Source organism: Pseudochrobactrum asaccharolyticum (genome assembly GCF_003314995.1).
Taxonomy (GTDB): Bacteria; Pseudomonadota; Alphaproteobacteria; order Rhizobiales; family Rhizobiaceae; genus Pseudochrobactrum; species Pseudochrobactrum asaccharolyticum.
The window spans coordinates 638,410-665,356 of record NZ_QNRH01000001.1 but is presented as its reverse complement, the minus strand read 5'-3'; the positions used below and the strand labels follow the sequence as shown (position 1 = coordinate 665,356).

Genomic DNA, 26,947 nt, shown 5'->3' with positions numbered 1-26,947 from the left:
ATCGAATTAAGAAGAAAAAAGGCGGCATCAAAGCCGCCTTTATTAAAACAATGATGAGAATAAAATTCCGATTACCCAACGCTTCAATATCGCTTCAGGTTCCGCCTTTATTAAATAACAGAAACAACCCATGCCACGATCTGACGGGTCACATCATTGAAACCGGCATCCAGCGCACGGATATAGGCTTTGTTGCCTGCGCCACTCACCGGTGCCGTTGAAGTAAAGACACGTGTTGCGCGAACTTCACCGGTTTTGTCATTCAACACGCGCACGGCCAGCTCAATACGGGCAGTTTGCGGCGACGACGATGCCGTAATACCAAAATCACGCAAATCTGCCTGAACCTGATAATTAATCGCCAGACCATCACCCGGACGGCCGACACCACCTACTGCATTGCTGTTTTCAAAAGCTTGCACCAGACGCGCCTGTACCAGATTGGTCAGACGGTCGCCCCATTGGGCGCCTTTGAGATAGGTGATTGAGCCCGGCGCATCATGAATAACGATATTCTCGCTATCCAGCGCTTTAAGTGCTGCCGGTGTCGGCACCAAAATCTGCACATTCTTACGCTTCTGCGCCACCTGTACCTGTGTGGTACTGAGGCTGAATGTATCCAGCGGTGTGCTTGAAGCACAACCGGCCAGCAATGCTGTAGCGCCGAGAACAGCCAGTCTGTAATTCAGAATAGATTTCAGCATTAGTGGCGCTTCCTTCCGTCATATTGCGGTACGGTACCTGAACCGCCAAAGATTATGCGCTGCGGATCACGTTCAAGATCTGTAATGGCCTGCTCAATGCGCTGCAATGAGCGACGGCTATCGACAACAACCGACTGTACATCGCTCAAACCCTTGCCTGAGAAACGCGACAGGTTTTCGGCAATCGGTGCCAGACGCTTGTCCAGATTATCCGATGTTTTCTGAATAGATGCGAGCGTCGCCCTTGCCTGTGCAACAACACCGTCACGATCCTCAGGTGACAGCATCTTATCGACCTTAGCCATAATGCCATCCACACGCTTGGAAGCCGCGTTCAGGCGTTCCATCATTTCGCGTGCTTCCTGAATGGTTTTTTGTACGTCAGCCGCATTATCACCGATAGCACTGATCACATCAGCGTTCTTAGCCAATGCATCCGTAAAGGTCTTGGCATTATTGACTGTATCGGTCAGCGGACCACGAGCATCATTGACGAAGCCTTCCAAACCGCCAAGCACACGCTCTGTGCGGCCGAAAATATCTTTCGCGGTCGCCATCAGATCAGTGAAAATTGATGGATCAGCATTGATACGCGCAACATAGCCGCCTTTATCCGCTTCTTCCATCAGGTTCGGCTCCATCAGGCTACCGCCCTTGAGCTCAATAAAACTGATACCGGTCAAACCCTGCGACGACAATTCAGCTTTGGTCGAACGGGTGATCGGTGTGGTGCGGTTTACCTCAGATTGCACAATCACCATATTCGGATTGAGCGGATCAAGGAACATCTGACGGACGTCACCAACCTTAATACCGTTGAACAGCACCTGACTGCCCTTGGACAGACCGGTTACCGAGCCCGGAATACGGATTTCGAGAGGCAGCGTATCGCTATTATCACCGAAACGGGCAGCCCAATACACAAAACCAAAGGCGGCAATCGTCACAACCAGTGTGAAAATACCGACCAGAACATAATTGGCTTTTGTTTCCATTACTGTTTCGTTTCCGTATCTTGTTTTGTGCCTTGGTCCGCAGAGGAACCTTTCGTTTCAGTCATGCCAGCTTCTGCTGCCTTATCCGGTGGGGGTGAGCCCGTTTTCCGGCGATTAGCCGCATTTTTGTCAATCTGCCGCGCACGCTTGCCATTGAAATAGGTCTGCACCCAAGGATCGTCGCATTTCAGCAATTCTTCAACTGTACCGTCTACCAGTACTTTCTTTTGTCCTAATACAGCAATTCGGTCACAAATTGCAAAAAGGCTATCAAGATCATGGGTTACCATATAGACGGTTAGCCCCATCGTATCACGTAAGTTAGCGATCAGATCGTCAAAATCCGCCGCGCCGATAGGATCAAGCCCCGATGTCGGCTCATCCAGAAACACAACTTCAGGATCAAGCGCCAGTGCGCGTGCCAGTGCGGCACGTTTGATCATCCCGCCGGAGAGTTCCGACGGATATTTCTCTGCTGTATCCGGCTTCAAACCGACCAGATCGATTTTCAGGCGTGCCAGCTCATTCATCAGTTTTGGCGGCAGATCGAGATATTCCCGCATCGGCACCTGAATATTTTCCAGCACCGTCAGCGAAGAAAACAAAGCCCCCTGCTGGAACAGCACGCCCATACGCATATCAATGGCCATGCGCTGGCGTTCATTGACCTTATCGACATCCTGCCCGAAAATATCAATCAGGCCGGATTTCTTTTGGGTCAGCCCCAGAATGGTACGCATCAGAACAGATTTACCGGAGCCGGACGGACCAATAAAACCCAGCACTTCACCGCGCCGGATATCCAGATCCAACTTGTCCAAAATCACATTGCGGCCGAACGCAACCGTGACATCACGCACGGAAATCACGGCATCTGATGCCGCGTCCGTATTCTCCTGCTGTAATGTCTGACGGTTATTCTGAGAATTCATATTCATCCGTTATCGTTCTGATTTTAAAAATCAATTGCCGCGTAGAAAATCGCAAACATACCATCCACGACAATTACCACGAAAATAGATTTCACCACTGATGACGTCACTCGCCGCCCCAGTGATTCCGCACTGCCTTTCACCTTCATGCCTTCAACCGAGGCCATAATACCGATAATCATCGCCATAAACGGCGCTTTAATCAGACCTGCAAGATAGGTTGAGGTCACAATCGCGTCACGCAGGCGACTCATAAACGCTTCCGGCGGAATGCCCGAATAGGTCCATGCAATGAAACCGGCACCGGCCAGCGCTGCCAAATCAGCAATAATGGTCAGCATCGGCAGGATAATCACCAGCGCCACCAAACGCGGAAACACCAGAACACCGACAGGATTAAGCCCAATGACGGTCAGCGCATCGGTTTCCTCGCGCATTTTCATCGAACCAATTTCAGCAGTAATCGCACTGCCGGAACGCCCCGCAATCATAATTGCGGTCAACAGCACCCCGATTTCACGCAGCACCAGAATACCGACCAGATCGACCACGAAGATTTCCGCGCCGAAATAGCGCAACTGAAATGCGCCCTGCTGGGCAATAATCGCACCGATAATCGTGGACATCAGCAGCACGACCGGAATCGCACCAACGCCCATCCGGTCAATCTGATTGACAATCGCCGCATAACCAATGCCGTTGCCACGACCGGACTTCATCTGCGAGCCACGGATTGTCGCGCCGAGAATATGCATCGACATCAGAAAATCGTCACGCGCCGCATACATTAAACGGCCAAGCTTATCGAGCAGCGAAATCACAAAAAACGGACGCTGCGGCTTTTCCGGCACCTGATAGCGTTCAACGGCGGCGCCAACCTCTTGGAGCAACGGCGACCAGCTCGGGCGTATATTCTCAATATGCACGCTGACCTGCTGCTTGCTCAGCGCCACACGCAGGCGCTCAATCAACCATGCACCGGCTGTATCAAGGCCGGATATGCTGCCCATATCCAGTTTTACAATCTTTGACGGCAGTTTTTCAGCCAGACCGCTTTCCAGCTTGCGCATCTGATTATCAACGCGCGCAACTGTCAGCGATGTCCAGTGACCGGATAAAGTGACAATAGTTCCCGCATCATCCGGCACCACATTTATTTCCGGTGCGGAGGCTGGGTTACTACTTGTTTTACCCTTTTTATCGGTCAACATGCATTATCCAAAACTTGAGTCTGTATGGTGATAACCGGCTCAGTACTATGCCGGACTATTTCCATCTCTTAGGGCAACATATTCACATCTATCAGGCCTCTGATAAACCCGAACGTCTGTATCATTTAGTCTAAATGCATCATTACAGACGTAAAATTCTATAATTACGGACAGTACCAATGCAATATAATCTTAATCTGCTTATTGAGCGCTACCCGATTGCAGGCAAATTTACAATCTCGCGCGGCTCCAAAACCGAAGCTGTTATCGTAGTGTGTGAATTGAGTGACGGTATTCACAGGGGGCACGGTGAATGTGTGCCCTATGCACGCTATGGCGAAAGCATAGAATCAGTCAGCGATCAGATCCGCGCCGTTGAGCCTTTGCTGAAAGCAGGCGGCTCGGCAGAATCCCTGCGTCTCAAATTGCAGACTGCAATGCCGGCAGGTGCCGCACGTAATGCCGTTGACTGCGCCTTGTGGGATTTGCAGGCCAAGCAATCCGGCACCACAGCTGCGGCACTGCTCAATCTGACCCCGCGCCCGCTGATTACCGCCATCACCGTTTCTATAGATACGCCGGAAGCAATGGCCGCAGCCACTGCGAAGCTCGCGCACCACCCGCTGATCAAAGTCAAAATCGGCGGCGAGAATGATGCAGACCGCATTCGTGCCGTGCGTAGTGCCGCACCAAACGCGCAGATCATTCTGGATGCCAATGAAGGCTGGAATCCGGACAACTTTGCGGAAAATATCGGCGTTGCGGCAGAATGTAAAATCGGCCTGATTGAACAGCCTTTGCCATCATCTGATGACAGCTATCTGCTGCAGGCCAACCGCCCTGTTCCGGTTTGTGCCGATGAAAGCGCCCATACATCCGAAGGTCTGGAAAAGCTGAAAGACCGCTATGATGCAGTCAATATCAAGCTGGATAAGACCGGCGGCCTGACTGAAGCCCTGATCATGCGTGACAAAGCCCGTTCACTTGGCCTTCAGGTGATGGTGGGCTGCATGGTCGGCTCGTCACTCGCCATGGCACCTGCCCTGATGGTGGCGCAGGATGCTGATTTTGTTGACCTCGACGGCCCACTATTATTGGCAAAAGACCGTGAACCGGCATTGCATTATGACGGCACAACTGTATCCCCGCCACTCCCTGAATTGTGGGGTTAACTGACATTCGGTTAAGCGCGATTTTGTCAAAGTGAGACATAATCGCGCGACCTTTTCCTGCCATAACCCGCAAAACCGTATTTTTTTTGATTTTTACCCCGATGAATGAGCAGTCTGTGATTTGTAACTTGCTCAATTATCCCATATACGACCTTATTCCATCTAAATGGTACAGCTTGTCCGAAGAGCCTCCCTTTGTGACAAATGTGCCAAAGTGTTTTGGTATAATGCGGTTTCGGACGGATCGCAGCGGACTACAAAATCAGCCTATGCAACTGATTTCGCCGCTCCAACGATTTAGCGTTCTTGAAATTGCTTAGCTGTCACGGGGATGGCTGCCCCAATCGTCTGACTGGACAATTATTACATGACAAAAAATTCATCCAACGACACAAACAAAACCGGTACCGCACAGGGTGCCGGTACAGAGAGAAAATTTTCTGATTTCGAAGAAGCGGCGCTGTTTTATCACCGCTCACCAAAGCCGGGTAAGCTGGAAATTCAGCCGACAAAAACGCTTGGCAACCAGCGCGATCTGGCTCTTGCCTATTCCCCGGGCGTTGCCGCGCCTTGCCTTGCCATTCAGGATGATCCGGCACTGGCTGCCGATTACACTGCACGAGCCAATCTGGTCGCAGTGATCTCCAACGGTACAGCCGTTCTCGGCCTTGGCAATATCGGCCCGCTGGCTTCCAAGCCGGTGATGGAAGGCAAAGCCGTTCTGTTCAAAAAGTTTGCTGATATTGATGTTTTCGACATTGAAATCGACTCACTTAAAGTCGAGCGTATGGTTGATGTCATCTCCGCACTGGAACCAACCTTTGGCGGCATCAATCTGGAAGATATCAAGGCTCCTGAGTGCTTCGAAGTTGAAGAACAGCTTCGTGCCAAGATGAATATTCCGGTTTTCCATGACGATCAGCACGGTACAGCCATTATTGTGGCCGCAGCTGTGGTGAACGGTCTGGAACTGGCCAATAAAGATATTTCCAAAGCTAAAATCGTGGTTTCCGGCGCCGGTGCAGCAGCACTTGCCTGCCTTAACCTGCTTGTCAGCCTTGGTGCACAGCAGAAAAATATCTGGGTCAGCGATCTGGAAGGCGTTGTTTATAAAGGCCGTAACGAGCTGATGGATCGCTGGAAAGAGGTTTACGCTCAGGAAACTGATGCCCGTACACTGAATGACATCATTCCGGATGCGGACGTATTCCTCGGCGTATCGGCTGCCGGTGTTCTGAAGCCGGAAATGGTTGCCAAAATGGCACCTGCCCCGCTGATCATGGCTCTGGCCAATCCTAAGCCGGAAATCATGCCGGAAGAAGCCCGTGCAGTACGTGAAGATGCAATCATCTGTACCGGCCGCTCGGACTATCCGAACCAGGTGAACAATGTTCTCTGCTTCCCGTATATCTTCCGCGGCGCTTTGGATGTTGGCGCAACAGCGATCAACGAAGAAATGAAAATGGCTGCGGTGAAGGCAATTGCCGCTCTCGCCCGTGAAGAAGTTTCTGATGTGGCTGCACGCGCCTATCCGGGCGAAACGCCGGTCTTCGGTGCTAATTATGTGATCCCGTCACCGTTTGACCCGCGTCTGATCCTGCGCATTGCTCCGGCTGTGGCTCAGGCCGCTATGGAAACCGGCGTGGCAACCCGTCCGATTGAGGACATGGAAGCCTATGTCGAGCGTCTCAACCGCTTCGTCTTCCGCTCCGGCATGATCATGAAGCCGGTCTTTGCAGCTGCCCGTCGCTCAAGCGACAAGAAGCGCGTTATCTATGCCAATGGTGAAGAAGAGCGTGTATTGCGTGCTGCGCAGGTCGTACTCGAAGAAGGTATCGCCATTCCGACCCTGATCGGTCGTCCGAGCGTTATCGAAGCCCGCCTGCAGCGCTATGCGCTGAAAATCAAACCGGGTGTTGATTTCGACATTATCAATCCGGAAGATGATCCGCGCTACCGCGATTATGTTGAGCTGATGCATAAGCTGACCGGCCGTCAGGGTATGACACCGGAAGCCGCCCGCTCGATCGTTCGCACCAACCCGACCGTTATTGCGGCTCTGGCCATGATGCGTGACGAAGCGGATGCGATGATCTGTGGCCTGGAAGGTCGTTTTGAACGTCACCTGACACTGGTTAAACAGATTCTCGGCATTCAGACCGGCCTGCATGATCTCTCCACGCTCAGCCTGCTGATTTCCTCACGCGGTACTCTGTTCTTCACAGATACCTATGTGAATATTGATCCGAGCGCCGAAGAGATTGCAGAAATGACCATTCTGGCGGCAAAAGAAATCCGTCGCTTCGGCATCGAGCCAAAGGCTGCCCTGCTGTCGCATTCGAATTTCGGTTCGCGCGATTCAAAGAGCGCGGCCAAGATGCGTCAGGCTTGCGCTATTCTGCAGGAACGCGCTCCTGATCTGGAAGTTGATGGTGAAATGCATGGTGATGCAGCTCTGTCGCAGTTCCAGCGTGACCGCGTATTCCCGAATTCCCGCCTGAAGGGTGAAGCCAATCTGCTGGTCTTCCCTAATCTGGATGCCGCGAATATCACCATGAACGTGCTGAAAACCGTGACCGATGCTCTGCATGTCGGCCCGATCCTGCTTGGTGCAGCCCGTCCTGCGCATATCCTCACACCGTCGGTTACATCGCGCGGTATTGTGAATATGACAGCACTGGCCGTTGTTGAGGCTTCACAGCGCACACCAGCGTAATTCAGCGCTACAAATAAAAAGAAAACGCCGCGTAGTTTAAAAACTACGCGGCGTTTTTATTTATGCTTGTTTGTATTTCATCGGTTACAAATACAAAAACGGCGGAGAAAACTCCGCCGTTTATTTTTACATAAAAATTGTCAGACGCACTTCAATCAGGCGCGTCGGGCCAGCGTATGTTCCCGCCCAATAAGCGGCAGCAGATCAGCAAGCTCGGGGCCGGAACCAACGCCGGTCAGTGCCAAACGCAAAGGCATGAACAGTGTTTTGCCTTTGCGGCCGGTTGCAGCCTTCACGGCTTCTGTCCAGACTTTCCAGATATCATTGCCCCAAGGCGCTTCAGGCAAAAGATCAAACGCCTGTGTGATGAAATCCTTGTCTTCCGCTGCTACGGCATCGCTGTAAGGCTCAGTGCGGTTGACGACTTCCCACCACTGCGTAGCATCTTTAACATGATCAATATTACCACGGACAGCCGCCCAGAAGGCTTCAGCCTTATCGCCGGAAATTCCAATCTCTGCCAGACGTGACGCCACATCGGCGAATTCCAGATGATGGATCAAAGCGCGGTTGAGACCGGTCAGATCAGCCGGATCAAACTTCGCATTGGATTTCGACGCATGAGACGGCTCATAGCGTGCCGCCAGTTCTTCCATTGTCGCGACAGGTTCAACATTGTCTGATGTACCGGTTAGCACCGCCAGAGAGGCCACAGCCATCGGCTCCACACCGGCTTCACGCAGGCTACCTACGGACAAGGCACCGGAACGCTTTGATAGGCCCTCACCGCTTGTTGTCGTCAGCAGGTTGTGGTGGCCGAATGTTGGCACCACATCGCTCAGCGCACGGAAAATTGCAATCTGTGCACCGGTATTGGTCACGTGGTCGTCACCGCGTATAATATGGGTGATGCCCATATCAATATCATCCACCACCGATGGCAACGTATAGAGATAGGTGCCGTCTTCGCGCACCAGCACCGGATCAGACATAGAAGCCAGATCAACCGTCTGCGGGCCGCGTACCAGATCATCCCAATGCACTTCGGTACGTTCGGTTTCAAATGGTGAATTCTTGAAATTCGGCAGCAGGAAACGCCAATGCGGCTTACGACCTTCAGCTTCATAAACAGCTTTCTGCTCGTCTGTCAGCTTCAATGCATCACGGGCATAGACCGGTGGTAGTTTGCGTGCCAGTCGCAGTTTGCGGCGTAGTTCCAGCTCTTCTGCTGTTTCATAGCAGGCATAGAGCAGACCCGCTGCTTTAAGCTTTTCAACCGCAGCATCATAGACCGCAAAACGCTTGGACTGATATTCTACACGGGATGGCTTGATGCCCAGCCAGTCGATATCACGAGCAATCGCTTCCGCATATTCTGATCGAGAGCGCTCCACATCCGTATCGTCATAACGCAGGATGAATTGCCCCTTATTCTTCAGCGCAAACAACCAGTTATAAAGCGCCGGACGAGCATTACCGATATGGATATAGCCGGTCGGAGATGGAGCAAAACGAACGATTACAGTCATAATTTTCTTCTTCTGAGTTTTCTTTTAGTGCCGGTCGCGGAAGCGGTTGGTAATCGGATAACGGCGGTCGCGGCCAAAATTCTTGGTGGTAATTTTCACACCCGGAGCCGATTGCCGGCGCTTATATTCAGCGATGTAGAGAAGATGCTCCACACGCTCAACTACAGAGCGGTCATAGCCTTCGGCTACGATCTCATCGACACTGCGTTCATGCTCGACCAGCGCCTCAAGAACAGCATCCAGCACCGGATATGGCGGCAGTGAATCTTGATCAGTCTGATTGTCACGCAATTCTGCACTTGGTGCTTTGTCGATGATGTTTTGCGGTACAACCTCACCTTCAGGCCCCATACCACCTTCCGGCAGATGATGGTTGCGCCAGTCAGCCAGCGCATAGACCTGCATCTTGTAGAGATCTTTGATCGGGTTGAAGCCGCCATTCATATCGCCATAGAGCGTGGCATAACCGACAGCCATTTCCGATTTATTGCCGGTGGTTACAACCATCGAGCCGAACTTGTTGGAAATTGCCATCAGAATAACGCCGCGGGCACGGCTTTGCAGATTTTCTTCCGTGACGCCGCTCTCGGTTCCCTCAAACATCGGCTCAAGCACATTGAGGAAGCCCTCAACAGGCTCTGCAATCGGCACGATGTCATAGCGGCAGCCCAGTGCTTCGGCGCAATCTTTCGCATCTTTCAGCGAGATATCGGAGGTATAGCGATAAGGCAGCATCACCGTATGCACACGGTCTTTACCAAGCGCGTCAACTGCCAGAGCGGCACAAATCGCTGAGTCCAAACCACCGGACAAGCCAAGCACTACACTTTTGAAGCCGTTTTTATTCACATAATCGCGCAGGCCATGCATACAAGCGAGATAATCGGCCTCCTCACCTTCCGGCAGCCAGTTACGGTCACCGTCGGCACAAGACCAGCCATCCTCACCGCGCGTCCATTCGGTCATGGACACCAGCTCTTCAAATTGCGGCAATTGCACCGCAAGATGATGATTGGCATTGATGACAAAAGAACCGCCATCGAACAGCAATTCGTCCTGTCCGCCGGTCTGGTTGGCATAGACCAGCGGCAAACCGGTCTCAACAACCTGACGCACAGCTACCTGATGGCGTACTTCCATCTTGGAGCGGTGATAAGGGGAACCATTTGGTACCAGCAGAATTTCTGCACCGCTCTCAGCCAATGTTTCGCAAACGCCAAGCTCGCCCCAGATATCCTCACAAACCGGAATGCCCAAGCGCACACCGCGGAAATTGACAGGCCCCGGCATAGCGCCAGCCTGAAAATTGCGCTGCTCGTCAAACTCACCGTAATTTGGCAGATCAACTTTATAGCGCTCGGCAATCACCTTGCCGCCATCCAGCACCATCACCGCATTATGCAGGCCGCTTTCACGCTGCAACGGTGAACCGATAATAATACCGGGCCCGCCATCAGCGGTTTCCAGCGCCAGAGCCTGCACGGTCTTTTCACAGGCCTTCACAAAAGCCGGTTTGGAAACCAGATCTTCCGGCGGATAGCCACAGATAAACAGTTCCGTAAACAGGATCAGGTCAGCTTGCGCAGCAGCAGCCGTTTTGCGGGCTTCGCGCGCCTTAGCGAGGTTACCTTGCAGATCGCCCATAACCGGATTCAGCTGGGCGATTGCAATACGTAATTTATCGGGAGATGTGGTCAATGTGCTCATGTCACCAGCATTACCGCGACTGCCATTTTCTTGCAATGAGAAACGGGCACAGACCGTTGAATAGAAATGCAGTTATTCAATGATACTAAGGATAGAACACACAAGAGCGCCGTGCGCCCTCTTGGGCGCACAAAGGTCGCTCTGATATTTTATACTGTAGAAATTTTAACCTGTTACCTGCTCATAGGCTTTGAACAGATCGCTCACCAGAACGCCGTTTATCCGCATACCTGTCAGATCAGCATTACGGATTTCTACATTTGCCAGTGTGGCGTCAGTTATAACGAGGTTGGACAGATTAGCATCCGATATGGAGGTTCCGGACAAGTTGACATTGTTCAAACGTGCGCCGGAGAGATTAACATCGTCAAAAACTGCATCACTTAAATTCGTATCGGTGAATTTAGCCTTGGTCAAAACGGCATAGAACTGAGCATTTGCAAGGTTTACTCCATGAAACTCCGCATTGGCCATATCCGCATTTTCATAACGAACACTCTGCATCTGTGCCCCGTCGAATACATGCTCACTCATTGCGCGCTCCTCCCGAAGCCATTGTTTTTCCCGTCAAGTCATGCCGCTGTTAAAACGCTGACATGCTCATATTTATCTTTATTCAGGCAGGAAAAACCAGCGTCGGCACATAAGGCCAAAGATGATAGATCCAGACCGCAGCACACATGATCGAAGCGATCAGCACGGCAAGCGATCCGCAATCTTTAGCAATTTGAATGTCTTTTTTGAAATCACGACTAATTGCGTTGCAGGTTGCTTCCACGGACGTGTTGATGATTTCCACCAGCAGCAAAAACACCACTGCGCCAACCAGCAGCAGATAAGAAGCCATGTCTGTCGCCACAAACCACGCCACCGGCAAGGACACCAGCAGCAAAACCAGTTCCTGCTGCACCGGCTTTTCAAAGCGTGCCAGATGGTTCAGCGCCCGCATGGAGTTGATAAATGCTTTGAAAATACGTTCCATTATTCCCCGCAATAAACCAGTCAAAAAATACAATACGGGCGGGAACCAAGCCCCGCCCGAAATTCATTTTATGCATTAAAAATTATGCACTTGCCGCAACTTTTTGAGGCTGTGAATCACGTTCTTTTTTGAGAAGCTCTGCCACGAGGAAAGCCAGCTCCAGAGCCTGATCCGCATTGAGGCGCGGGTCGCAATGGGTGTGGTAACGATCGGACAATTCTTCCGCAGAAATAGCACGTGCACCACCGGTGCATTCAGTCACATTTTTACCGGTCATTTCGATATGAATACCACCGGCATGAGTGCCTTCGGCCTGATGCACTGCAAAGAAGCTCTGTACTTCTTTCAGAACACGATCAAACGGACGGGTCTTGTAGCCCGCAGCAGTGATGGTGTTGCCATGCATCGGATCACAGGACCAGACAACCTTACGGCCTTCCTTCTCAACCGCACGGATCAGACGCGGCAGATGATCTTCTACCTTGTCATAGCCAAAACGGGCGATCAGGGTCAGACGACCGGCTTCATTTTCCGGATTCAAACGGTCGATGAGGCGCAGCAGATCATCAGCTTCCAGTGACGGGCCGCATTTCATACCAATCGGGTTCTTGATACCACGGCAATATTCAATATGCGCATGGTCAAGCTGACGGGTACGGTCACCGATCCACATCATGTGGCCGGAAGTGCCATACCAGTCGCCCGAGGTCGAATCCACACGGGTCAGCGCTTCTTCATAGCCAAGCAGCAATGCTTCATGGCTGGTGTAGAAATCGGTTTCACGCAGCGCATGGTTGCTGTCTGCGGTAATGCCGATAGAGCGCATGAAATTGATGGTTTCAGAAATACGGTTAGCCAGCGCAATGTAACGCTCATTTTGCGGGCTGTCAGAGACAAAGCCGAGCGTCCACTTATGCACGTTTTCCAGATTGGCATAGCCACCCTGTGCGAAAGCACGCAGCAGGTTGAGTGTTGCCGCAGACTGGCGGTAAACCATTTCCTGACGGTTCGGATCAGGGATGCGCGAGGCTTCATTGAACTCAATGCCGTTGATGACATCGCCGCGGTAAGACGGCAATTCCACACCATTGATTGTTTCAATATCGCTGGAGCGCGGTTTGGCAAACTGTCCGGCGATACGGCCAATTTTAACCACAGGCTGTGATCCGCCAAAAGTCAGTACGACAGCCATCTGCAGAAATACGCGGAAAAAGTCGCGGATATTGTCCGCGCCATGTTCCGCAAAGCTTTCTGCACAATCGCCACCCTGTAAAAGGAAGGCGCGACCTTCAGCCACTTCGGCCAGTTGCCTGGTAAGCTTGCGCGCTTCCCCTGCAAAAACCAAAGGCGGATATGTACGCAGACGAGCCTCGACATCGGCCAAAGCCTGCGCGTCCGGATAAGAAGGCACTTGCTTAATCGGCATGCCTCTCCAGGATTGCGGTGTCCAGTTCTTCGTCATTATAGCACCTGTGTTATTTTCAAACTTTTAGTTAAAGTTTTTTTCAATATCCCCTGCTGTACCGCACCATTGCGATAACAACCCTGCGTATATAATCCACCCCAAGACAATAAACCAGACGCAAATGCACGCGTGCCGGCTCGCGTGTCATTTTTGCCAAGATTCAGAGAGCTTATTGTAATTTTCCAATGAAAAACCGACGATTTGCACCGCCGGTCTGCCACTCTGTCTTATTTTCAGAGCGAATAACTTAGCCTTCGCGCACACCATTCACCAAACGATAGCTCGGCGTATACATGGTTACAAACTCTTCCGCAGCAGAAGGATGCAGCGCCATGGTACGGTCGAAATCATCCTTTGTTGCCGCAGCTTTCAAGGCTACACCGAGCAACTGTGCCATTTCACCGGCATCTGGGCCGACCACATGGGCGCCCAGCACTTTACGGCTGTCACCATCCACCACCAGCTTGGTCAGCATCTTGTCGAAACGACCGGCCAGTGTGTTACGCATCGGGCGGAACAATGCGCGATAGATTTCAACATTCGCATATTGTTTGGCGGCTTCTTCTTCCGACATCCCTACAGTACCGATTTCCGGCTGTGAGAAAACCGCAGTTGGAATCAATTCATGATCAGGCCGAACCGGATTGCCCTTAAATGCGGTTTCAAGGAAGCACATAGCCTCATGAATAGCGACCGGTGTCAGCTGAACACGATTGGTCACATCGCCCACCGCCCAGATATTCTCAATATTGGTATGAGAATATTCATCCACGATGATCGATCCGTCGGCGGCCTGCTTCACACCGGCATTTTCAAGGCCGAGACCTTTGGTGTTCGGCACTCGGCCGATTGCCTGCAACACCTGATCAGCAGCCAGAACTTCGCCGTTGCTCAGGGTGACATTCAAACGAAAATCGTCTTCAGCTTCCGCAACTGCATCCACTTTGGCTTCCGTAACAATGCGGATGCCCTTTTCGATCATAGAATCTGTAACGAGGCGGAATGCATCGCTATCAAAGTTTTTCAAAATTTGCTTGCCGCGATAGACCAGCGTGGTTTCAACACCCAGACCATTGAAAATACCGGCGAATTCTACCGCAATGTAACCGCCGCCCTGAATGACGATGGATTTCGGCAGTTCCGGCAGATCAAAAATCTGATCGGAATTCACACAAAGCTCGTGACCCGGCATGGCATCATCCATAAACGGATGCCCACCGGTGGCGATCAGAATCGTTTCAGCGGTGACAGTCTTACCTGCACCAACCAGTTCAATCGTATGCGCATCTTTGAGCACAGCGCGATGACGCAGAATATCAACCTTCGAATTATCCAAACCTTCGACATAGAAGCCTTCAAGTCGGGCAATTTCGGTGACTTTATTAGCAACCAGTTTTGACCAGTCGAAGCTGGTTTCACCGACTGTCCAGCCATAACCGGCAGCATCACTGAAATGCTCCGGAAACTGCGATGCATAAACATAAAGCTTTTTCGGCACACAGCCACGGATCACGCAGGTGCCGCCCATGCGATATTCTTCAGCCAGTCCGACTTTCTTTCCCATTGCTCCGGCAAGACGCCCTGCCCGCACACCGCCGGAACCGCCGCCGATCACAAACAGGTCATAGTCATAACTGGTCATTTTATTCTCCGAAGTTTTTGATCTGTCTCAGAATATGTTGCTTGGCACATGGTTTAACAAGAGGTGGCACTGAAAGCCAGAAATCTATCTAAAACAACAAGCCCGGCTCAGAGGCCGGGCTTGTTGAATAAATTTATAAGACTGACACGGCGCTAGCCATGAGCTGCGCTACTTGCTTTTATTCGGCAGCAGGAGCTGCGCTGCCGGCAGCTTTCGACAGAACTTCGCCAACCTGCATCGCCAGATCACGGGCAACACCGTTCTGCCAGACTTCTGCAGCCTTCAGCACTTCACGGGTTACGATCGGACCTTCCGAGATCAGCTTCTTACCGGCTTCAGAAGTATAGAATGCGCTGATGGATTTCAGTTCATCTTCAGAGAAAGATGTTGCGTAAACGCGGGCAGCTTCAGTTTCCAGATCGGAACGACGGGCAGCCAGTGCGATTGCCTTATCATCAACGGTTTTGGTGATGATTGCTTCCAGATTCGGGTCTTTCTGAATCAGTTCAGCCTTCAGTGCCTGTGCAGCGCGTGGCAGAATGCCGTCGAACTGTTCGGTAGCGCCGATTGCCGCGATTGCAGCACGCGCAGCTGCCAGATGAGACTGTGAAGCCTCCTGAGCCTGCGCGAGATTGACACCAGCCAACACTGTAAGCGCCGCCAGTGGCGCAATAAGACGGCGATAGCCAATTGCCTTGGTCATATGGTCAATACTCCGTTTTTTATTGAGTGCATTTCCGGTTCATCAGGAACAACGGTATGCGATTTTTTTATTTCTGACCGTTGCCGGACAGATATGAATTACAGAATTAAGAAAGCAGTTTCAGTTCATATTGAACCGTCGAAACCACTCTGCTTTTTTGTCTTTACGCGCATTTTATCCGAAAACCGCTCACACTTTTCGGAATGCGCTACAGTGTCCGGATACCTGAGGTGCCCGCGATAACCGCAACACGCGCAAGCCCGATAAACAAACCATGCTCAACCACGCCGGGAATGGCGAAGAGTGCGTCTGATAATGCTTTTGTATCCGGAATACGGCCAAAAGATGCATCAAGAATATAATGCCCGCCATCCGTCACAAAAATTTCGCCGTCTTTCATGCGCAGGCTCAGCGGCGCTTCCAGACCAAGATCCGTAATGGCCTTTTCAATCGCAATTTTCGTTGCGGCAAGGCCAAAACGGTTCACTTCAACCGGCAGCGGGAATCGTCCGAGTGTATCAACGATTTTTGATTCGTCAGCAATAACGATCATAGCATCGGATGCAGCAGCGACAATTTTCTCGCGCAATAAAGCACCGCCGCCGCCTTTGATCAGCGACAGATCACCGTCAACTTCATCTGCACCGTCAATAGTGAGATCAAGATGCGGGGTTTCTTCCAGTGTTGTCAGCGGCACGCCCAGCTCACTACACAAAGCAGCAGTGCGCTCAGATGTCGGCACACCGATGATTTCAAAGCCTTCAGCTACTTTAACAGCCAGCAAACGCACGAATTCTTCCGCTGTCGAGCCGGTACCGATGCCAAGCTTCATACCACTTTTCACATGGGTTAAAGCCTCAGCAGCTGCGGCAATTTTCAACTGACGCGGATCGACCGAACTCATAAATCTGCTTCCCGTATTTTCATCTGCAGGTTTGACTGCAAAACGCTGTAAGCCTTAACAAGTTGTGCAAACAAGGCGCAAAACATCATTAATGCTGCTTATTTCCGCACTGCTGTAGCACGGGCATCACGCGCGGCAAATATATTATTGTTCTCATTTCATCTATTTACTGAAAAAGACTATCAATAAACGACATTTCAGATAGATTTTGTAATGATTGCGGCGCGTTTTGGTGACCGCTCTCTGAAATAGTGACAAGTCAAAGGGCAGATATGTCTCATTCCTCCGCCAGCACCGCAGCGCGTCCCGTTATTGTGTTTGATCTCGACGGGACATTGGTCGATACCGCTCCGGATTTGCTCGACAGCCTAAACCATTGCCTGATTGCAGGTGGTCTGACACCGGCTGATCCTGTTGCCTTGCGCAAATTTGTCGGCTCCGGCGCTAAAGTAATGATTGAGCGCGCTTATCAGGCTCAGAACCGTCAGCTGACAGATGCTGATATGCAGAAATTGTTTGCTCTGTTCATGGAGCATTATAACGGCAATATGCCAGGCAGCTCAGTTTTCTATCCCGGCGTGCTGGCCTGCCTCGACCGTTTAAGCGATGCGGGATATGGTCTTGCCGTCTGCACCAATAAATTTGAAATCAGCGCCAAAACATTACTCGAAGGCATGGGCGAAGCACATCGTTTCCTCGCTATCTGCGGACAAGACACCTTCCCTTACCGCAAACCTGATCCGCGCCATCTGACAGATACGATTGCACAGGCGCAAGGTAATCCGCATCAGGCGATTATGGTCGGTGACAGTCGTGCCGATATTGATGCCGCTAAAGCAGCAGGCATTCCGGTGATTGCCGTGGATTTTGGCTATACCGATCTGCATGTCTCGCATTTTGAACCAAGCTGCATCATCTCGCATTATGACGAGCTGACACTGGATATGGCCAGCGATTTGCTGGAAGCGGCAAAACAAGCAGCAGAATAATAAAAAAGCGGGATTTCTCCCGCTTTTCTTTTAATTATCCCAGAGGCGCAATATCGCCTTTGGCCCATTCCGCTGTCGTCTCTTCAAAGAAGTCATTGAAGCGACCTGCTTCAATCGCGTCGCGGATACCCTGCATCAGATACTGATAATAATGCAAGTTGTTCCATGTCAGCAGCATACCGCCCAGTGCTTCATTGGATTTCACCAGATGATGCAGATAGGCACGGCTATACTGGCTCGATGCCGGACAGGCTGACATTTCATCTAATGGTCGATGATCTTCCGCATGACGCGCATTACGCAGGTTTACCTTACCGCGACGGGTAAAGGCCAGACCGTGACGGCCTGCACGGGTCGGCATCACGCAGTCGAACATATCAATGCCGCGCGCAACCGACTTCAGCATATCATCCGGCGTACCAACGCCCATCAGATAACGTGGCTTTTCATGCGGCAGGATCGGACAGGTCACATCCAGCATATCCAGCATCACCTGCTGCGGCTCACCAACAGCCAGACCACCAACGGCATAGCCTTTGAGATCCATATCCTTCAGCGCCTGTGCGGATTGTTCGCGCAGCTGTACATTATCGCCGCCCTGCACGATACCGAACATCGCCTTGCCCGGCTGATCGCCGAAAGCCACTTTACAACGTTCTGCCCAGCGCAATGACAGTTCCATCGCTTTCTGCATGACATTGAAGGATGCAGGCAGTGCGGTACACTCATCCAGCTGCATCTGGATATCGCTATCGAGCAGCCCCTGAATTTCAATCGAGCGCTCCGGTGACATTTCATAAGCGCGGCCGTCAATATGCGAACGGAAAGTTACGCCCTGCTCTGTCAGCTTACGCAACTGCGCCAGCGACATTACCTGAAAGCCGCCGGAATCGGTGAGGATCGGCCCCTGCCAGCCACCAAATTCATGCAAACCGCCAAGACGTGCCACGCGCTCGGCACCCGGACGCAGCATCAGATGATAGGTATTGCCGAGAATGATATCCGCGCCAAGGTCTTTGACCTGATCCATATACATGGCTTTAACGGTGCCCGCGGTGCCAACCGGCATAAAGGCCGGTGTGCGGATAGTGCCGCGCGGCATGGTGATTTCACCGCGACGTGCTTTGCCGTCTGTTGCCAGCACTTTGAATTCAAAATTTTCACTAGTCATATCAGAGTCCATTAAGTGCGAAGCGTCAGAAGGCTGGCATCGCCATAGGAATAAAACCGGTATTCATTGCTAATGGCATGGGCATAGGCCGCCTGCATTGTCTCGAAACCGCTGAAAGCCGAGACCAGCATGAACAATGTCGAGCGCGGCAGATGGAAATTGGTCATCAACATATCAATCGCGCGAAATTTATAGCCGGGCGTGATGAAGATATCGGTCGCGCCTGACCACGGACGAATAATACCGTCCTCGCCTGCTGCACTTTCAATCAGGCGCAGTGATGTCGTGCCGACAGAGATAATCCGTCCGCCACGCTCATGCACACGATTGAGTGCTGCTGCGGTTTCCTCGGAGACATAGCCGATTTCCGCGTGCATTTTGTGATCGGCAGTATCATCTGCCTTAACCGGCAGGAATGTGCCTGCGCCCACATGCAGGGTCACAAAATGCTCTTCCACGCCTTTGGCGCGGATACGCTCCAGTAGTTCCGGCGTAAAATGCAGACCAGCAGTTGGTGCTGCAACAGCCCCTTCTTCGCGAGCATAGACGGTCTGATAATCCTGCCTGTCCTGCGCATCCTCCGCCCGTTTGGACGCGATATAAGGCGGCAGCGGAATATGGCCGACCGACGCAATCGCTTCATCCAGCACAGCGCCGGAAACATCAAACACCAGCAGCACTTCGCCACTGTCGTGTTTTTCTGCAACCAGGGCATCCAAGGTGCCTAAGAAGCAGCTGGAACCGGAATGACCGAAACGGATGCGTTCGCCTTGCTTCACGCGTTTTGCAGGACGCAAAAACGCTTTCCAGCGGTCAGCACCGGTACGCATATGCAAGGTCGCACTCACTGTTGCGACAGTGCCGTCACGTTCGCGTGTGCCTTCCAGTTGTGCCGGAATAACTTTGGTATCATTGAAAACCAGCGCATCGCCTTCGCGCAGCAGATCCGGCAAATCACCAACATGCAGATCCTGCAAAGGCTGATCCGGAATGACGCGCAACAATTTTGCATGATAGCGCGGGGTCACCGGACGCAGCGCTATACGCTCTTCCGGCAGGTCAAAATCAAACAGATCGACGCGCATCACTGGCCTCAATTTCAGGGAGTTCAAATTTTTCTAAAATTCGCATTGCCCTGCCATATAGAACAGCGGGCAAAAAATAAAGGGCGCGTTACGGTTTGAACCATAACGCGCCCTCAAATCAGCAGGCTGACAGATTAAATGTCGGCAGCGATCTTAGCGGATGTAATTGAATCCGGATCAGTTACCGGCTCACCGCGCTTGATTTTGTCAACATTGTCCATGCCTTCGATTACCTGACCCCATACGGAGTACTGGCGATCCAGCCAAGGCGCGTCAGTGAAGCAGATGTAGAACTGGGAGTTAGCCGAGTTCGGGTTCTGGCTGCGTGCCATCGAGCAGGTACCGCGTACGTGCTTGGTGTTGCTGAATTCAGCTTTCAGATCAGGCTTGTCCGAACCACCCATACCGGCGCGGGATGGATTGAAGCTGGAACCGCCCTGCTTGCCGAACTTCACGTCGCCGGTCTGCGCCATGAAACCATCGATGACGCGGTGGAATACAACGCCGTCATAAGCGCCTTCGCGTGCCAGCTCTTTAATGCGGGCAACGTGACCTGGTGCCAGATCAGGATAAAGTTCGATTGCAACAGTACCCTTGGTGGTTTCCAGTACCAGTGTATTTTCCGGATCTTTATAAGCCATAGGGCCTCTCCTGTATATTGTCAGACTGCTCAACCGGCAGTCCTATTAGAATTTGTGCATTTCCTGCAAAGCCGGAACGGGCATCTCATCCCGTTCAGGTGCAATGGATAATGCGTAAGTCACAAACAGAATGCTTTTCGTCTAACAAAAAGCAATCTTATTTTTATTTACGATCAGCCAGAACAATGGCTTTAACGATACGGTCAGGATTATCAACTGCACCATTGGCAGATTTGCTGCCTTTTTTGATTTTATCGACGACTTCCATGCCGCTGGTGACCTGACCGACAACGGTATATTCACCATTTAAGAACGAGCCTTCATCAAACATGATGAAAAACTGCGAATTTGCAGAATTCGGGGATGAGCTGCGCGCCATGCCGACTGTGCCGCGAACAAAAGGCTCTTTGGAGAATTCTGCCGGAATATTGCCGTAAGACGAACCGCCGGTGCCTGCACGACCCGGATTATAGCCCTTATCTGCATTGCCGAATTCCACGTCACCGGTCTGCGCCATGAAGCCGTCAATCACACGATGGAAAACAACACCGTTGTAAGCGCCGTCACGTACAAGCTTTTTGATCTGTTCGGCATGTTTCGGTGCCAGATCAGGGCGCAATGCAATCGTTACATCGCCGTCTTTCAGGGTCAGAACCACGGTGTTTTCCGGATCAGCAGCCTGCGCATTGGCTGGCTGTAATGCGGCTGTGGCTGAAAATGCGAGAAAAGCCGTGACGGCCAGTAATTTACGCAAAAAGGACATGATTTTTCCTGTTTAAGGCTGATCTTATTTTTTGAGCTTTGTGCGAAGGGCGTTTTCAATAACAGGCGGTACAAACCGGCTGACATCGCCCCCCATTGCCGCAATCTGGCGTACCAGTGTGGCAGTAATAAAACGCACATGCGGGGAAGCAGGCAAAAACACGGTCTGAATTTCCGGCACCATGCCTGCATTCATACCGGCCATCTGCATTTCATAGTCGAAATCTGTGGCATCGCGCAAACCGCGGATCATCAGCGTTGCATTATGGCTTCTGGCCGTATCAACCACCAGACCACTGAAACTCGTATAATCAATACGACTGTAATCGGAACCGAAAGCCTGCTCTCCGGCCTCGCGCAACAAAGCGACACGTTCCTCAAAGCTAAACATCGGAGTTTTCCCCGGATGAACGCCGATGGCAACAATCACCTTATCGGCAAGCCCGAGGGCTCCGCGCAGAACATCTAGATGACCATTGGTGACCGGATCAAACGATCCTGCATAGAGAGCTGTTTTCATGGCTACTGAGTTAATCATTCTCTTCAGAGATTTCAATCACGGAAGTGGTTCATCTGTTTAAATCAAACGGCAAAAACGGCTTAATTCATAAGAAAAGCTGTTAAACAACTTGTACCGCAACTGTTTTCATTTCCGCATCAAAGTGATGGCATCGCTGCGGCTAAAGTCGCACGCGACAACTCCCGAATATAATTTAATAATGCCATTTCCAAACATAAGACTGCTTGAGGAAAAATGAGCGTTTCAATTTACTACGTTGCAAGACAAAGAGCCCAATTAACACCCTCTGAGATTGAAATAATAAAAAACATAATCAACAAATATTCAGTTGATGAGCTATTGGAGCAATATCTTCTTGAGGGCACCGGACTTAACTGGGAGTCTTTTGATTATGAGTTCAATATAAAAGCCGGATCATTTTTCACTAAAGGCATTGTGTTTTCCGGATCAACAAAGCTTCCGGATAATACGGATGATGCAATTCCATTAGGGCTGCAACATTGGTCTAAGTGCTTGACTGAAATACGCCATGCTCTTCCCCGATGTGAATGGTCAGTACGTGTTGAGGATCATATGATAGAATGGGACACAAAATCCAACGCATATAATCCTGTTTGAAACGCAATAGGAAGTCTCCCCCATGATCTCTGAGGTTTGGAGAAAATGCGCGTCTGCGTCATTTACTACCCCGCCTCCATTTTCTGCCGCCTCAATATTTTGAGCGCGATGCCTAAGCCGTAGTCTTACATCAAAAGCACAAGTTTACGGATTAGCAAAGTGAACCTAGCATGAATGCGGCGGTCAGTAAGAGTTCACAGATAAGCGCCTATAATACAAACATCATAAGGCGTTCATCGCTACCCCATACCATAAAATGAAAGTTTTTATGCAACCTTTGTCTCGCTTGTGCGTAATATAAGCGAAAGGATACTATGATGATGCTATTTATTCTCGCAATCTCAATGATCGTCGCGATGATGTTTGCAGCCATTATCCTGATGATCGAAGAAAGCGCTTCAAGACGTTTTAACAACCAGAAATCTGCTTTCGACCTGCGTTCCGTGCGACGTGTTGCACGGGGCACACGATCAAAACGCATTACACATGCCTGAACAAAGTGAGATATCTTGGTTTTGCCCAATTCAGGCCTAAATACATTCAAAATACCCCTCTAGATTAGAGGGAAGTTGCAGCCGGAACCTCCAGTCCAGGCTTTTATTCAAGGCGGTGTGAGAAGACACCGCCTTTTTTCTTTGTCGTCATGGTAATAAAAAACGCCCTGTCAAAATTGACAAGGCGTTTTTGTTTTAAAGCTTATTCAACGACAGGTTCATCACCACCCGTCGGGGCAGTTTCCTGAACCGGTGTCTGATCACCGGCTGTTTCCGAGGTTTCATCCTCTTCATCATCGGTTTCAGTAATACGTTCTACCGACACAACCTTTTCACCGTCAGCGGTATTGAAGATTGTCACACCCTTGGTGGAACGACCGGCAATACGAATACCGCCAACCGGAACGCGGATCAGCTGACCGCCATCCGAAACCAGCAGAATCTGGTCGCTTGCTTCAACCGGGAAGAGCGCAACCAGCGCACCGATCTCATCGGCTTTCGATGTATCAGTTGCACGGATACCTTTACCGCCACGACCAGAAATACGGAATTCATAGGAAGAAGAACGCTTGCCGTAACCGAATTCGCTGACTGTCAGAACAGTCTGCTCATGGGCTTTCAGCTCTTCATAGCGCTCGTCATTCAGCTCCGTATCTTCGGTCACGTCTTCACCGACGACTGCGATATCTTCCACATCGTCCGAGCCAAGGCTGCGGCGTTCCGCAATTGCGCGCTTCAGATAGGCTGTACGCTCGGCCGGTGTTGCTTCCACATGCTCAAGAATAGCCATGGAGATAACTTTATCGCCATCGGCCAGATTGATACCGCGCACACCAATCGAATTACGACCGGCAAAGACACGAACATCATCCACACGGAAACGGATACACTGGCCACCGGCAGCGGTGAGCAGCACGTCATCATTGACCGTACAAGTATCAACCGAGAGGATTTCATCGCCTTCTTCTTCCAGCTTCATCGCAATCTTACCATTGCGGTTTACCTGAACGAAATCAGACAACTTGTTACGACGCACTGTTCCGCGTGTTGTCGCGAACATCACGTCAAGTTCTGCCCAGCTTGCCTCATCCTCAGGCAATGGCATGATCGTGGTGATACGCTCACCCTGCTGCAAAGGCAGCATATTAATCAATGCCTTACCGCGAGACTGCGGCGTACCGACCGGCAGACGCCAGACTTTTTCTTTATAAACAATACCGCGTGAGGAGAAGAACAGCACCGGTGTATGGGTATTGGCTACGAACAGACGGGTAACGAAATCCTCGTCCTTTGTCGCCATACCTGAACGGCCTTTACCGCCACGGCGCTGCGCACGATAAGTGTTCAGCGGTACGCGTTTGATGTAACCGGCGTGGCTGACGGTAACCACCATATCTTCACGGGCGATGAGGTCTTCATCGTCCATATCGGCGCCGCCGAGTGTCAGTTCTGTACGGCGCGGCGTAGCAAATTCATCACGAACCGCAGCCATTTCATCCTTAACGATGGACAGAATGCGCTCACGCGATGCGAGAATTGCCAGATAATCTTTGATTTCTTCGCCGATCTTGTTGAGTTCATCAGCGATTTCGTCACGACCAAGAGCTGTCAGGCGCTGCAAACGCAGTTCCAGAATTGCACGCGCCTGCTCTTCCGACAGATTATAAGTGTTATCGTCGTTCAGCACATGGCGCGGATCGTCAATCAGACGGATCAGCGGTGCAATATCAGCAGCCGGCCAGCGGCGTGTCATCAGCTGCTCACGCGCAGTTGCCGGATCCGGCGCACGGCGGATCAGCGCAATAATTTCGTCGATATTGGCAACAGCAATCGCCAGACCAACCAAAACATGCGCGCGTTCGCGGGCTTTATTGAGCAGGAACTTGGTGCGGCGGCTGACAACTTCCTCACGGAAATGCACGAATGCATTCAGCACTTCCATCAGTGTCAGCAGCTGCGGCTTACCGCCATTCAGTGCCACCATATTGCAGCCGAAAGAGGTCTGCAGCGGTGTATAACGATACAGCTGATTCAGCACCACATCCGCATTGGCATCGCGCTTGAGTTCAACAACAACGCGGTAACCTTCACGGTCGGACTCGTCACGCAGATCGGAAATGCCCTCGATACGCTTGTCGCGCACCAGTTCAGCCATTTTCTCAATCATGGTCGCTTTATTGACCTGATACGGAATTTCCGTGATCACGATGGATTCACGGTCATTGCGCATTGGTTCAATTGCCACACGACCGCGCATCAGCACAGAACCGCGACCGGTGCTGTAAGCAGAATAAATGCCTGCACGGCCGAGAATCAGACCACCGGTCGGGAAATCCGGCCCCGGAATGATCTCAATCATCTCTTCCAGCGACATTTCAGGATTGTCGATCAGGGCAATACAGCCATTGATCACTTCACCTAAGTTATGCGGCGGAATATTGGTGGCCATACCAACGGCAATACCGCCGGAACCATTGACCAGCAGGTTCGGATAGCGCGCCGGAAGCACTTTAGGCTCCTGTTCGCGGCCATCATAGTTGTCCTGAAAATCAACTGTATCTTTGTCGATATCTTCGAGCAGAACCGAGGAAACTTTTTCCAGACGGCACTCGGTATAACGCATCGCCGCAGCACTGTCGCCGTCAACAGAACCGAAGTTCCCCTGCCCGTCAACCAGCGGCTCGCGCATGGAAAAGTCCTGCGCCATACGCACCAATGCGTCATAAATCGAGGCGTCACCATGCGGATGGTATTTACCCATCACTTCACCGACGACACCGGCAGATTTACGGTAGGAGCGGTTCCAGGCAAGCCCCATTTCATTCATGGCATGGAGAATACGCCGGTGAACCGGCTTCAACCCGTCACGAACATCAGGAAGCGCGCGGCTGACGATAACGCTCATCGCGTAATCGAGGTAGGACCGCTGCATCTCCTCCACAATAGAAATCGGTTCAATACCGTTAAATTCGTCTGAACCGGGCGGCGGAGTAAGGTCTGTCACTATTCAAATATCTTTCGTAAAGAATCGATTAGTTTTGGTTGATTATACTCTATCCCATAACATCAAAATCACGAAATTTCGACTGCCACGCAGCGGCTTTCATACACATCAAATGTGCAGTTTTTCCATCACAAAGGCAAATAAGCACGGATTTAAAAGGCAAATCCGTGCTTATTTGCACGAACAGTAAAAACAAGCCGTCATATCGGTATTTCAGACCGTTCGCAGACCAGAGCACACTGTGCAATAACACATCTTGCACAGGTAACATAAAGCCATGCATAATCATGGTAATAGCACCATAAACGTAAGAACGGGGACACAGATGAGCTTTTACGACAGTCTATTCAGCGCCTTTGTCACATTGCTCGTCACCATTGATCCGCCGGGTCTTGCGCCGCTGTTTCTGGCGGTTACCACCGGTATGGATCGCCGTGAACGGGCGCAGGTCGCCAAGCGCGCCAGCATTATCGGCTTTATCATTCTGGCACTTTTCGCCATTGCCGGCGCACAAATTCTGATGATGTTCGGCATTACACTTGGCGCTTTCCGCGTTGCCGGTGGCTTACTGCTGTTCTGGATTGCTTTTGAAATGATTTTTGAGCGCCGTCAGGAGCGCCATGAGAAAAGCGCAACGGTTGCAATTACCAAAGACCATATCCGCAATGTGGCTGCCTTCCCGCTGGCCATTCCGCTGATTGCAGGTCCGGGCGCGATCTCCGCTACAGTACTGCTCGGCGGCAGCTTCCCGACCATAGGTACCAGACTGGCACTTCTCGGCATTTTGCTTGCCTGTATTCTGATTTCCTATGTCGTATTTTTGCTCGCAGAGCGCGTTGACCGCTTTTTAGGGGAAACAGGCCGCTCCATCCTCACCCGCCTGCTCGGCGTGATCCTTGCGGCTTTGGCAGTGCAATTTGTCGCTGATGGTGTCCGCTCTCTGATCACCGGAGCCTGAACAACAAAAAGCCCGCGATAAACGCGGGCTTTTCTTTGAAATC

The 26,947-nt window shown here is 51.3% G+C and carries 24 protein-coding genes; 6 read left to right on the top strand and 18 right to left on the bottom strand.

Annotated elements, in window-relative coordinates:
* Nucleotides 1-110: 110 nt before the first annotated feature.
* From DFR47_RS03095 to DFR47_RS03080, 4 genes are read right to left on the bottom strand one after another with little or no spacing between them, the layout of a single operon-like run.
* The gene (locus DFR47_RS03095) at nucleotides 111-704 is read right to left on the bottom strand and encodes an ABC-type transport auxiliary lipoprotein family protein (RefSeq protein WP_113942903.1); all 594 of its coding nucleotides are present in this window, start codon (nucleotides 702-704) and stop codon (nucleotides 111-113) included.
* On the bottom strand, nucleotides 704-1,699 hold the full coding sequence (locus DFR47_RS03090) for an MlaD family protein (RefSeq protein WP_113942902.1): 996 nt from the start codon (nucleotides 1,697-1,699) through the stop codon (nucleotides 704-706). Before DFR47_RS03090 ends, DFR47_RS03095 begins: the two co-directional genes overlap by 1 nt.
* Complete coding sequence (locus DFR47_RS03085; RefSeq protein WP_113943217.1) at nucleotides 1,699-2,631, bottom strand: ABC transporter ATP-binding protein; 933 nt, start codon at nucleotides 2,629-2,631, stop codon at nucleotides 1,699-1,701. The genes DFR47_RS03090 and DFR47_RS03085 overlap by 1 nt, the downstream gene beginning before the upstream one ends.
* A 23-nt stretch (nucleotides 2,632-2,654) precedes the next feature.
* Nucleotides 2,655-3,842 (bottom strand): ABC transporter permease, encoded by a 1,188-nt coding sequence (locus DFR47_RS03080; protein ID WP_113942901.1) that lies wholly within the window; start codon nucleotides 3,840-3,842, stop codon nucleotides 2,655-2,657.
* Between the two features lie 179 nt (nucleotides 3,843-4,021).
* Here DFR47_RS03080 and dgcA point away from each other — a divergent pair, with 179 nt between their 5' ends.
* The gene (dgcA, locus tag DFR47_RS03075; protein WP_113942900.1) at nucleotides 4,022-5,014 is read left to right on the top strand and encodes an N-acetyl-D-Glu racemase DgcA; all 993 of its coding nucleotides are present in this window, start codon (nucleotides 4,022-4,024) and stop codon (nucleotides 5,012-5,014) included.
* A 367-nt stretch (nucleotides 5,015-5,381) separates the two neighbouring features.
* On the top strand, nucleotides 5,382-7,730 hold the full coding sequence (locus DFR47_RS03070) for an NADP-dependent malic enzyme (protein ID WP_113942899.1): 2,349 nt from the start codon (nucleotides 5,382-5,384) through the stop codon (nucleotides 7,728-7,730).
* Nucleotides 7,731-7,885: 155 nt separating this feature from the next.
* Here the strand turns inward: DFR47_RS03070 and gltX are convergent, their stop codons facing one another.
* The 8 genes from gltX to rpiA form a co-directional block, all read right to left on the bottom strand.
* Nucleotides 7,886-9,259, bottom strand: a complete 1,374-nt coding sequence (gltX, locus tag DFR47_RS03065) for a glutamate--tRNA ligase (RefSeq protein ID WP_113942898.1) — start codon at nucleotides 9,257-9,259, stop codon at nucleotides 7,886-7,888.
* Between the two features lie 24 nt (nucleotides 9,260-9,283).
* On the bottom strand, nucleotides 9,284-10,966 hold the full coding sequence (locus tag DFR47_RS03060; protein ID WP_113943216.1) for an NAD+ synthase: 1,683 nt from the start codon (nucleotides 10,964-10,966) through the stop codon (nucleotides 9,284-9,286).
* 165 nt (nucleotides 10,967-11,131) lie between these two features.
* A complete protein-coding gene (locus tag DFR47_RS03055; protein ID WP_113942897.1) occupies nucleotides 11,132-11,500 on the bottom strand; it encodes a pentapeptide repeat-containing protein in 369 nt (122 codons plus the stop codon).
* 82 nt (nucleotides 11,501-11,582) lie between these two features.
* The gene (locus DFR47_RS03050; RefSeq protein WP_113942896.1) at nucleotides 11,583-11,948 is read right to left on the bottom strand and encodes a diacylglycerol kinase; all 366 of its coding nucleotides are present in this window, start codon (nucleotides 11,946-11,948) and stop codon (nucleotides 11,583-11,585) included.
* An 82-nt stretch (nucleotides 11,949-12,030) separates the two neighbouring features.
* Nucleotides 12,031-13,410 (bottom strand): class II 3-deoxy-7-phosphoheptulonate synthase, encoded by a 1,380-nt coding sequence (locus tag DFR47_RS03045; protein WP_113942895.1) that lies wholly within the window; start codon nucleotides 13,408-13,410, stop codon nucleotides 12,031-12,033.
* Nucleotides 13,411-13,660: 250 nt separating this feature from the next.
* Nucleotides 13,661-15,055, bottom strand: a complete 1,395-nt coding sequence (gor, locus tag DFR47_RS03040; protein ID WP_113942894.1) for a glutathione-disulfide reductase — start codon at nucleotides 15,053-15,055, stop codon at nucleotides 13,661-13,663.
* A 178-nt stretch (nucleotides 15,056-15,233) separates the two neighbouring features.
* Nucleotides 15,234-15,758, bottom strand: coding sequence for a DUF2059 domain-containing protein (locus DFR47_RS03035; RefSeq protein WP_113942893.1), 525 nt, complete (start codon nucleotides 15,756-15,758; stop codon nucleotides 15,234-15,236).
* 208 nt (nucleotides 15,759-15,966) lie between these two features.
* Complete coding sequence (gene rpiA, locus DFR47_RS03030) at nucleotides 15,967-16,662, bottom strand: ribose-5-phosphate isomerase RpiA (protein WP_113942892.1); 696 nt, start codon at nucleotides 16,660-16,662, stop codon at nucleotides 15,967-15,969.
* A 272-nt stretch (nucleotides 16,663-16,934) separates the two neighbouring features.
* Here rpiA and DFR47_RS03025 point away from each other — a divergent pair, with 272 nt between their 5' ends.
* The gene (locus tag DFR47_RS03025) at nucleotides 16,935-17,651 is read left to right on the top strand and encodes an HAD family hydrolase (RefSeq protein ID WP_113942891.1); all 717 of its coding nucleotides are present in this window, start codon (nucleotides 16,935-16,937) and stop codon (nucleotides 17,649-17,651) included.
* Between the two features lie 34 nt (nucleotides 17,652-17,685).
* On the opposite strand, the gene tgt is transcribed toward DFR47_RS03025, so the two are convergent.
* The 5 genes from tgt to coaD all read right to left on the bottom strand — a co-directional run bounded on the left by tgt (nucleotide 17,686) and on the right by coaD (nucleotide 21,830).
* The gene (tgt, locus tag DFR47_RS03020) at nucleotides 17,686-18,822 is read right to left on the bottom strand and encodes a tRNA guanosine(34) transglycosylase Tgt (RefSeq protein ID WP_113943215.1); all 1,137 of its coding nucleotides are present in this window, start codon (nucleotides 18,820-18,822) and stop codon (nucleotides 17,686-17,688) included.
* 11 nt (nucleotides 18,823-18,833) lie between these two features.
* Nucleotides 18,834-19,907: a tRNA preQ1(34) S-adenosylmethionine ribosyltransferase-isomerase QueA gene (gene queA, locus DFR47_RS03015; RefSeq protein ID WP_113942890.1), complete on the bottom strand. Its 1,074-nt coding sequence runs from the start codon at nucleotides 19,905-19,907 to the stop codon at nucleotides 18,834-18,836.
* Nucleotides 19,908-20,041: 134 nt separating this feature from the next.
* On the bottom strand, nucleotides 20,042-20,548 hold the full coding sequence (locus tag DFR47_RS03010) for a peptidylprolyl isomerase (RefSeq protein ID WP_113942889.1): 507 nt from the start codon (nucleotides 20,546-20,548) through the stop codon (nucleotides 20,042-20,044).
* Between the two features lie 163 nt (nucleotides 20,549-20,711).
* Nucleotides 20,712-21,311, bottom strand: coding sequence for a peptidylprolyl isomerase (locus tag DFR47_RS03005; RefSeq protein WP_113942888.1), 600 nt, complete (start codon nucleotides 21,309-21,311; stop codon nucleotides 20,712-20,714).
* Between the two features lie 24 nt (nucleotides 21,312-21,335).
* Nucleotides 21,336-21,830 (bottom strand): pantetheine-phosphate adenylyltransferase, encoded by a 495-nt coding sequence (coaD, locus tag DFR47_RS03000; protein WP_113942887.1) that lies wholly within the window; start codon nucleotides 21,828-21,830, stop codon nucleotides 21,336-21,338.
* A 234-nt stretch (nucleotides 21,831-22,064) separates the two neighbouring features.
* Here coaD and DFR47_RS02995 point away from each other — a divergent pair, with 234 nt between their 5' ends.
* Both DFR47_RS02995 and DFR47_RS21525 read left to right on the top strand, forming a co-directional pair.
* Complete coding sequence (locus tag DFR47_RS02995) at nucleotides 22,065-22,448, top strand: hypothetical protein (protein ID WP_210207249.1); 384 nt, start codon at nucleotides 22,065-22,067, stop codon at nucleotides 22,446-22,448.
* A gap of 317 nt (nucleotides 22,449-22,765) precedes the next feature.
* Nucleotides 22,766-22,942: a hypothetical protein gene (locus tag DFR47_RS21525; RefSeq protein WP_170137430.1), complete on the top strand. Its 177-nt coding sequence runs from the start codon at nucleotides 22,766-22,768 to the stop codon at nucleotides 22,940-22,942.
* 202 nt (nucleotides 22,943-23,144) lie between these two features.
* On the opposite strand, the gene gyrA is transcribed toward DFR47_RS21525, so the two are convergent.
* Complete coding sequence (gyrA, locus tag DFR47_RS02990; protein WP_245416449.1) at nucleotides 23,145-25,874, bottom strand: DNA gyrase subunit A; 2,730 nt, start codon at nucleotides 25,872-25,874, stop codon at nucleotides 23,145-23,147.
* Nucleotides 25,875-26,271: 397 nt separating this feature from the next.
* Here gyrA and DFR47_RS02980 point away from each other — a divergent pair, with 397 nt between their 5' ends.
* Nucleotides 26,272-26,904 carry a MarC family protein gene (locus tag DFR47_RS02980; protein ID WP_113942884.1) on the top strand — a complete coding sequence of 211 codons (633 nt, stop codon included), beginning with the start codon at nucleotides 26,272-26,274 and terminating at the stop codon, nucleotides 26,902-26,904.
* Nucleotides 26,905-26,947: the final 43 nt, after the last annotated feature.

Excerpts from the sequence above, each read along its gene's own strand:
- DFR47_RS03095 (WP_113942903.1), bottom strand. The coding sequence starts at position 704 with ATGCTGAAATCTATTCTGAATTACAGACTGGCTGTTCTCGGCGCTACA.
- DFR47_RS03090 (WP_113942902.1), bottom strand. The coding sequence starts at position 1,699 with ATGGAAACAAAAGCCAATTATGTTCTGGTCGGTATTTTCACACTGGTT.
- DFR47_RS03085 (WP_113943217.1), bottom strand. The coding sequence starts at position 2,631 with ATGAATTCTCAGAATAACCGTCAGACATTACAGCAGGAGAATACGGAC.
- DFR47_RS03080 (WP_113942901.1), bottom strand. The coding sequence starts at position 3,842 with ATGTTGACCGATAAAAAGGGTAAAACAAGTAGTAACCCAGCCTCCGCA.
- dgcA (WP_113942900.1), top strand. The coding sequence starts at position 4,022 with ATGCAATATAATCTTAATCTGCTTATTGAGCGCTACCCGATTGCAGGC.
- DFR47_RS03070 (WP_113942899.1), top strand. The coding sequence starts at position 5,382 with ATGACAAAAAATTCATCCAACGACACAAACAAAACCGGTACCGCACAG.
- gltX (WP_113942898.1), bottom strand. The coding sequence starts at position 9,259 with ATGACTGTAATCGTTCGTTTTGCTCCATCTCCGACCGGCTATATCCAT.
- DFR47_RS03060 (WP_113943216.1), bottom strand. The coding sequence starts at position 10,966 with ATGAGCACATTGACCACATCTCCCGATAAATTACGTATTGCAATCGCC.
- DFR47_RS03055 (WP_113942897.1), bottom strand. The coding sequence starts at position 11,500 with ATGAGTGAGCATGTATTCGACGGGGCACAGATGCAGAGTGTTCGTTAT.
- DFR47_RS03050 (WP_113942896.1), bottom strand. The coding sequence starts at position 11,948 with ATGGAACGTATTTTCAAAGCATTTATCAACTCCATGCGGGCGCTGAAC.
- DFR47_RS03045 (WP_113942895.1), bottom strand. The coding sequence starts at position 13,410 with ATGACGAAGAACTGGACACCGCAATCCTGGAGAGGCATGCCGATTAAG.
- gor (WP_113942894.1), bottom strand. The coding sequence starts at position 15,055 with ATGACCAGTTATGACTATGACCTGTTTGTGATCGGCGGCGGTTCCGGC.
- DFR47_RS03035 (WP_113942893.1), bottom strand. The coding sequence starts at position 15,758 with ATGACCAAGGCAATTGGCTATCGCCGTCTTATTGCGCCACTGGCGGCG.
- rpiA (WP_113942892.1), bottom strand. The coding sequence starts at position 16,662 with ATGAGTTCGGTCGATCCGCGTCAGTTGAAAATTGCCGCAGCTGCTGAG.
- DFR47_RS03025 (WP_113942891.1), top strand. The coding sequence starts at position 16,935 with ATGTCTCATTCCTCCGCCAGCACCGCAGCGCGTCCCGTTATTGTGTTT.
- tgt (WP_113943215.1), bottom strand. The coding sequence starts at position 18,822 with ATGACTAGTGAAAATTTTGAATTCAAAGTGCTGGCAACAGACGGCAAA.
- queA (WP_113942890.1), bottom strand. The coding sequence starts at position 19,907 with ATGCGCGTCGATCTGTTTGATTTTGACCTGCCGGAAGAGCGTATAGCG.
- DFR47_RS03010 (WP_113942889.1), bottom strand. The coding sequence starts at position 20,548 with ATGGCTTATAAAGATCCGGAAAATACACTGGTACTGGAAACCACCAAG.
- DFR47_RS03005 (WP_113942888.1), bottom strand. The coding sequence starts at position 21,311 with ATGTCCTTTTTGCGTAAATTACTGGCCGTCACGGCTTTTCTCGCATTT.
- coaD (WP_113942887.1), bottom strand. The coding sequence starts at position 21,830 with ATGAAAACAGCTCTCTATGCAGGATCGTTTGATCCGGTCACCAATGGT.
- DFR47_RS02995 (WP_210207249.1), top strand. The coding sequence starts at position 22,065 with ATGAGCGTTTCAATTTACTACGTTGCAAGACAAAGAGCCCAATTAACA.
- DFR47_RS21525 (WP_170137430.1), top strand. The coding sequence starts at position 22,766 with ATGATGCTATTTATTCTCGCAATCTCAATGATCGTCGCGATGATGTTT.
- gyrA (WP_245416449.1), bottom strand. The coding sequence starts at position 25,874 with ATGCAGCGGTCCTACCTCGATTACGCGATGAGCGTTATCGTCAGCCGC.
- DFR47_RS02980 (WP_113942884.1), top strand. The coding sequence starts at position 26,272 with ATGAGCTTTTACGACAGTCTATTCAGCGCCTTTGTCACATTGCTCGTC.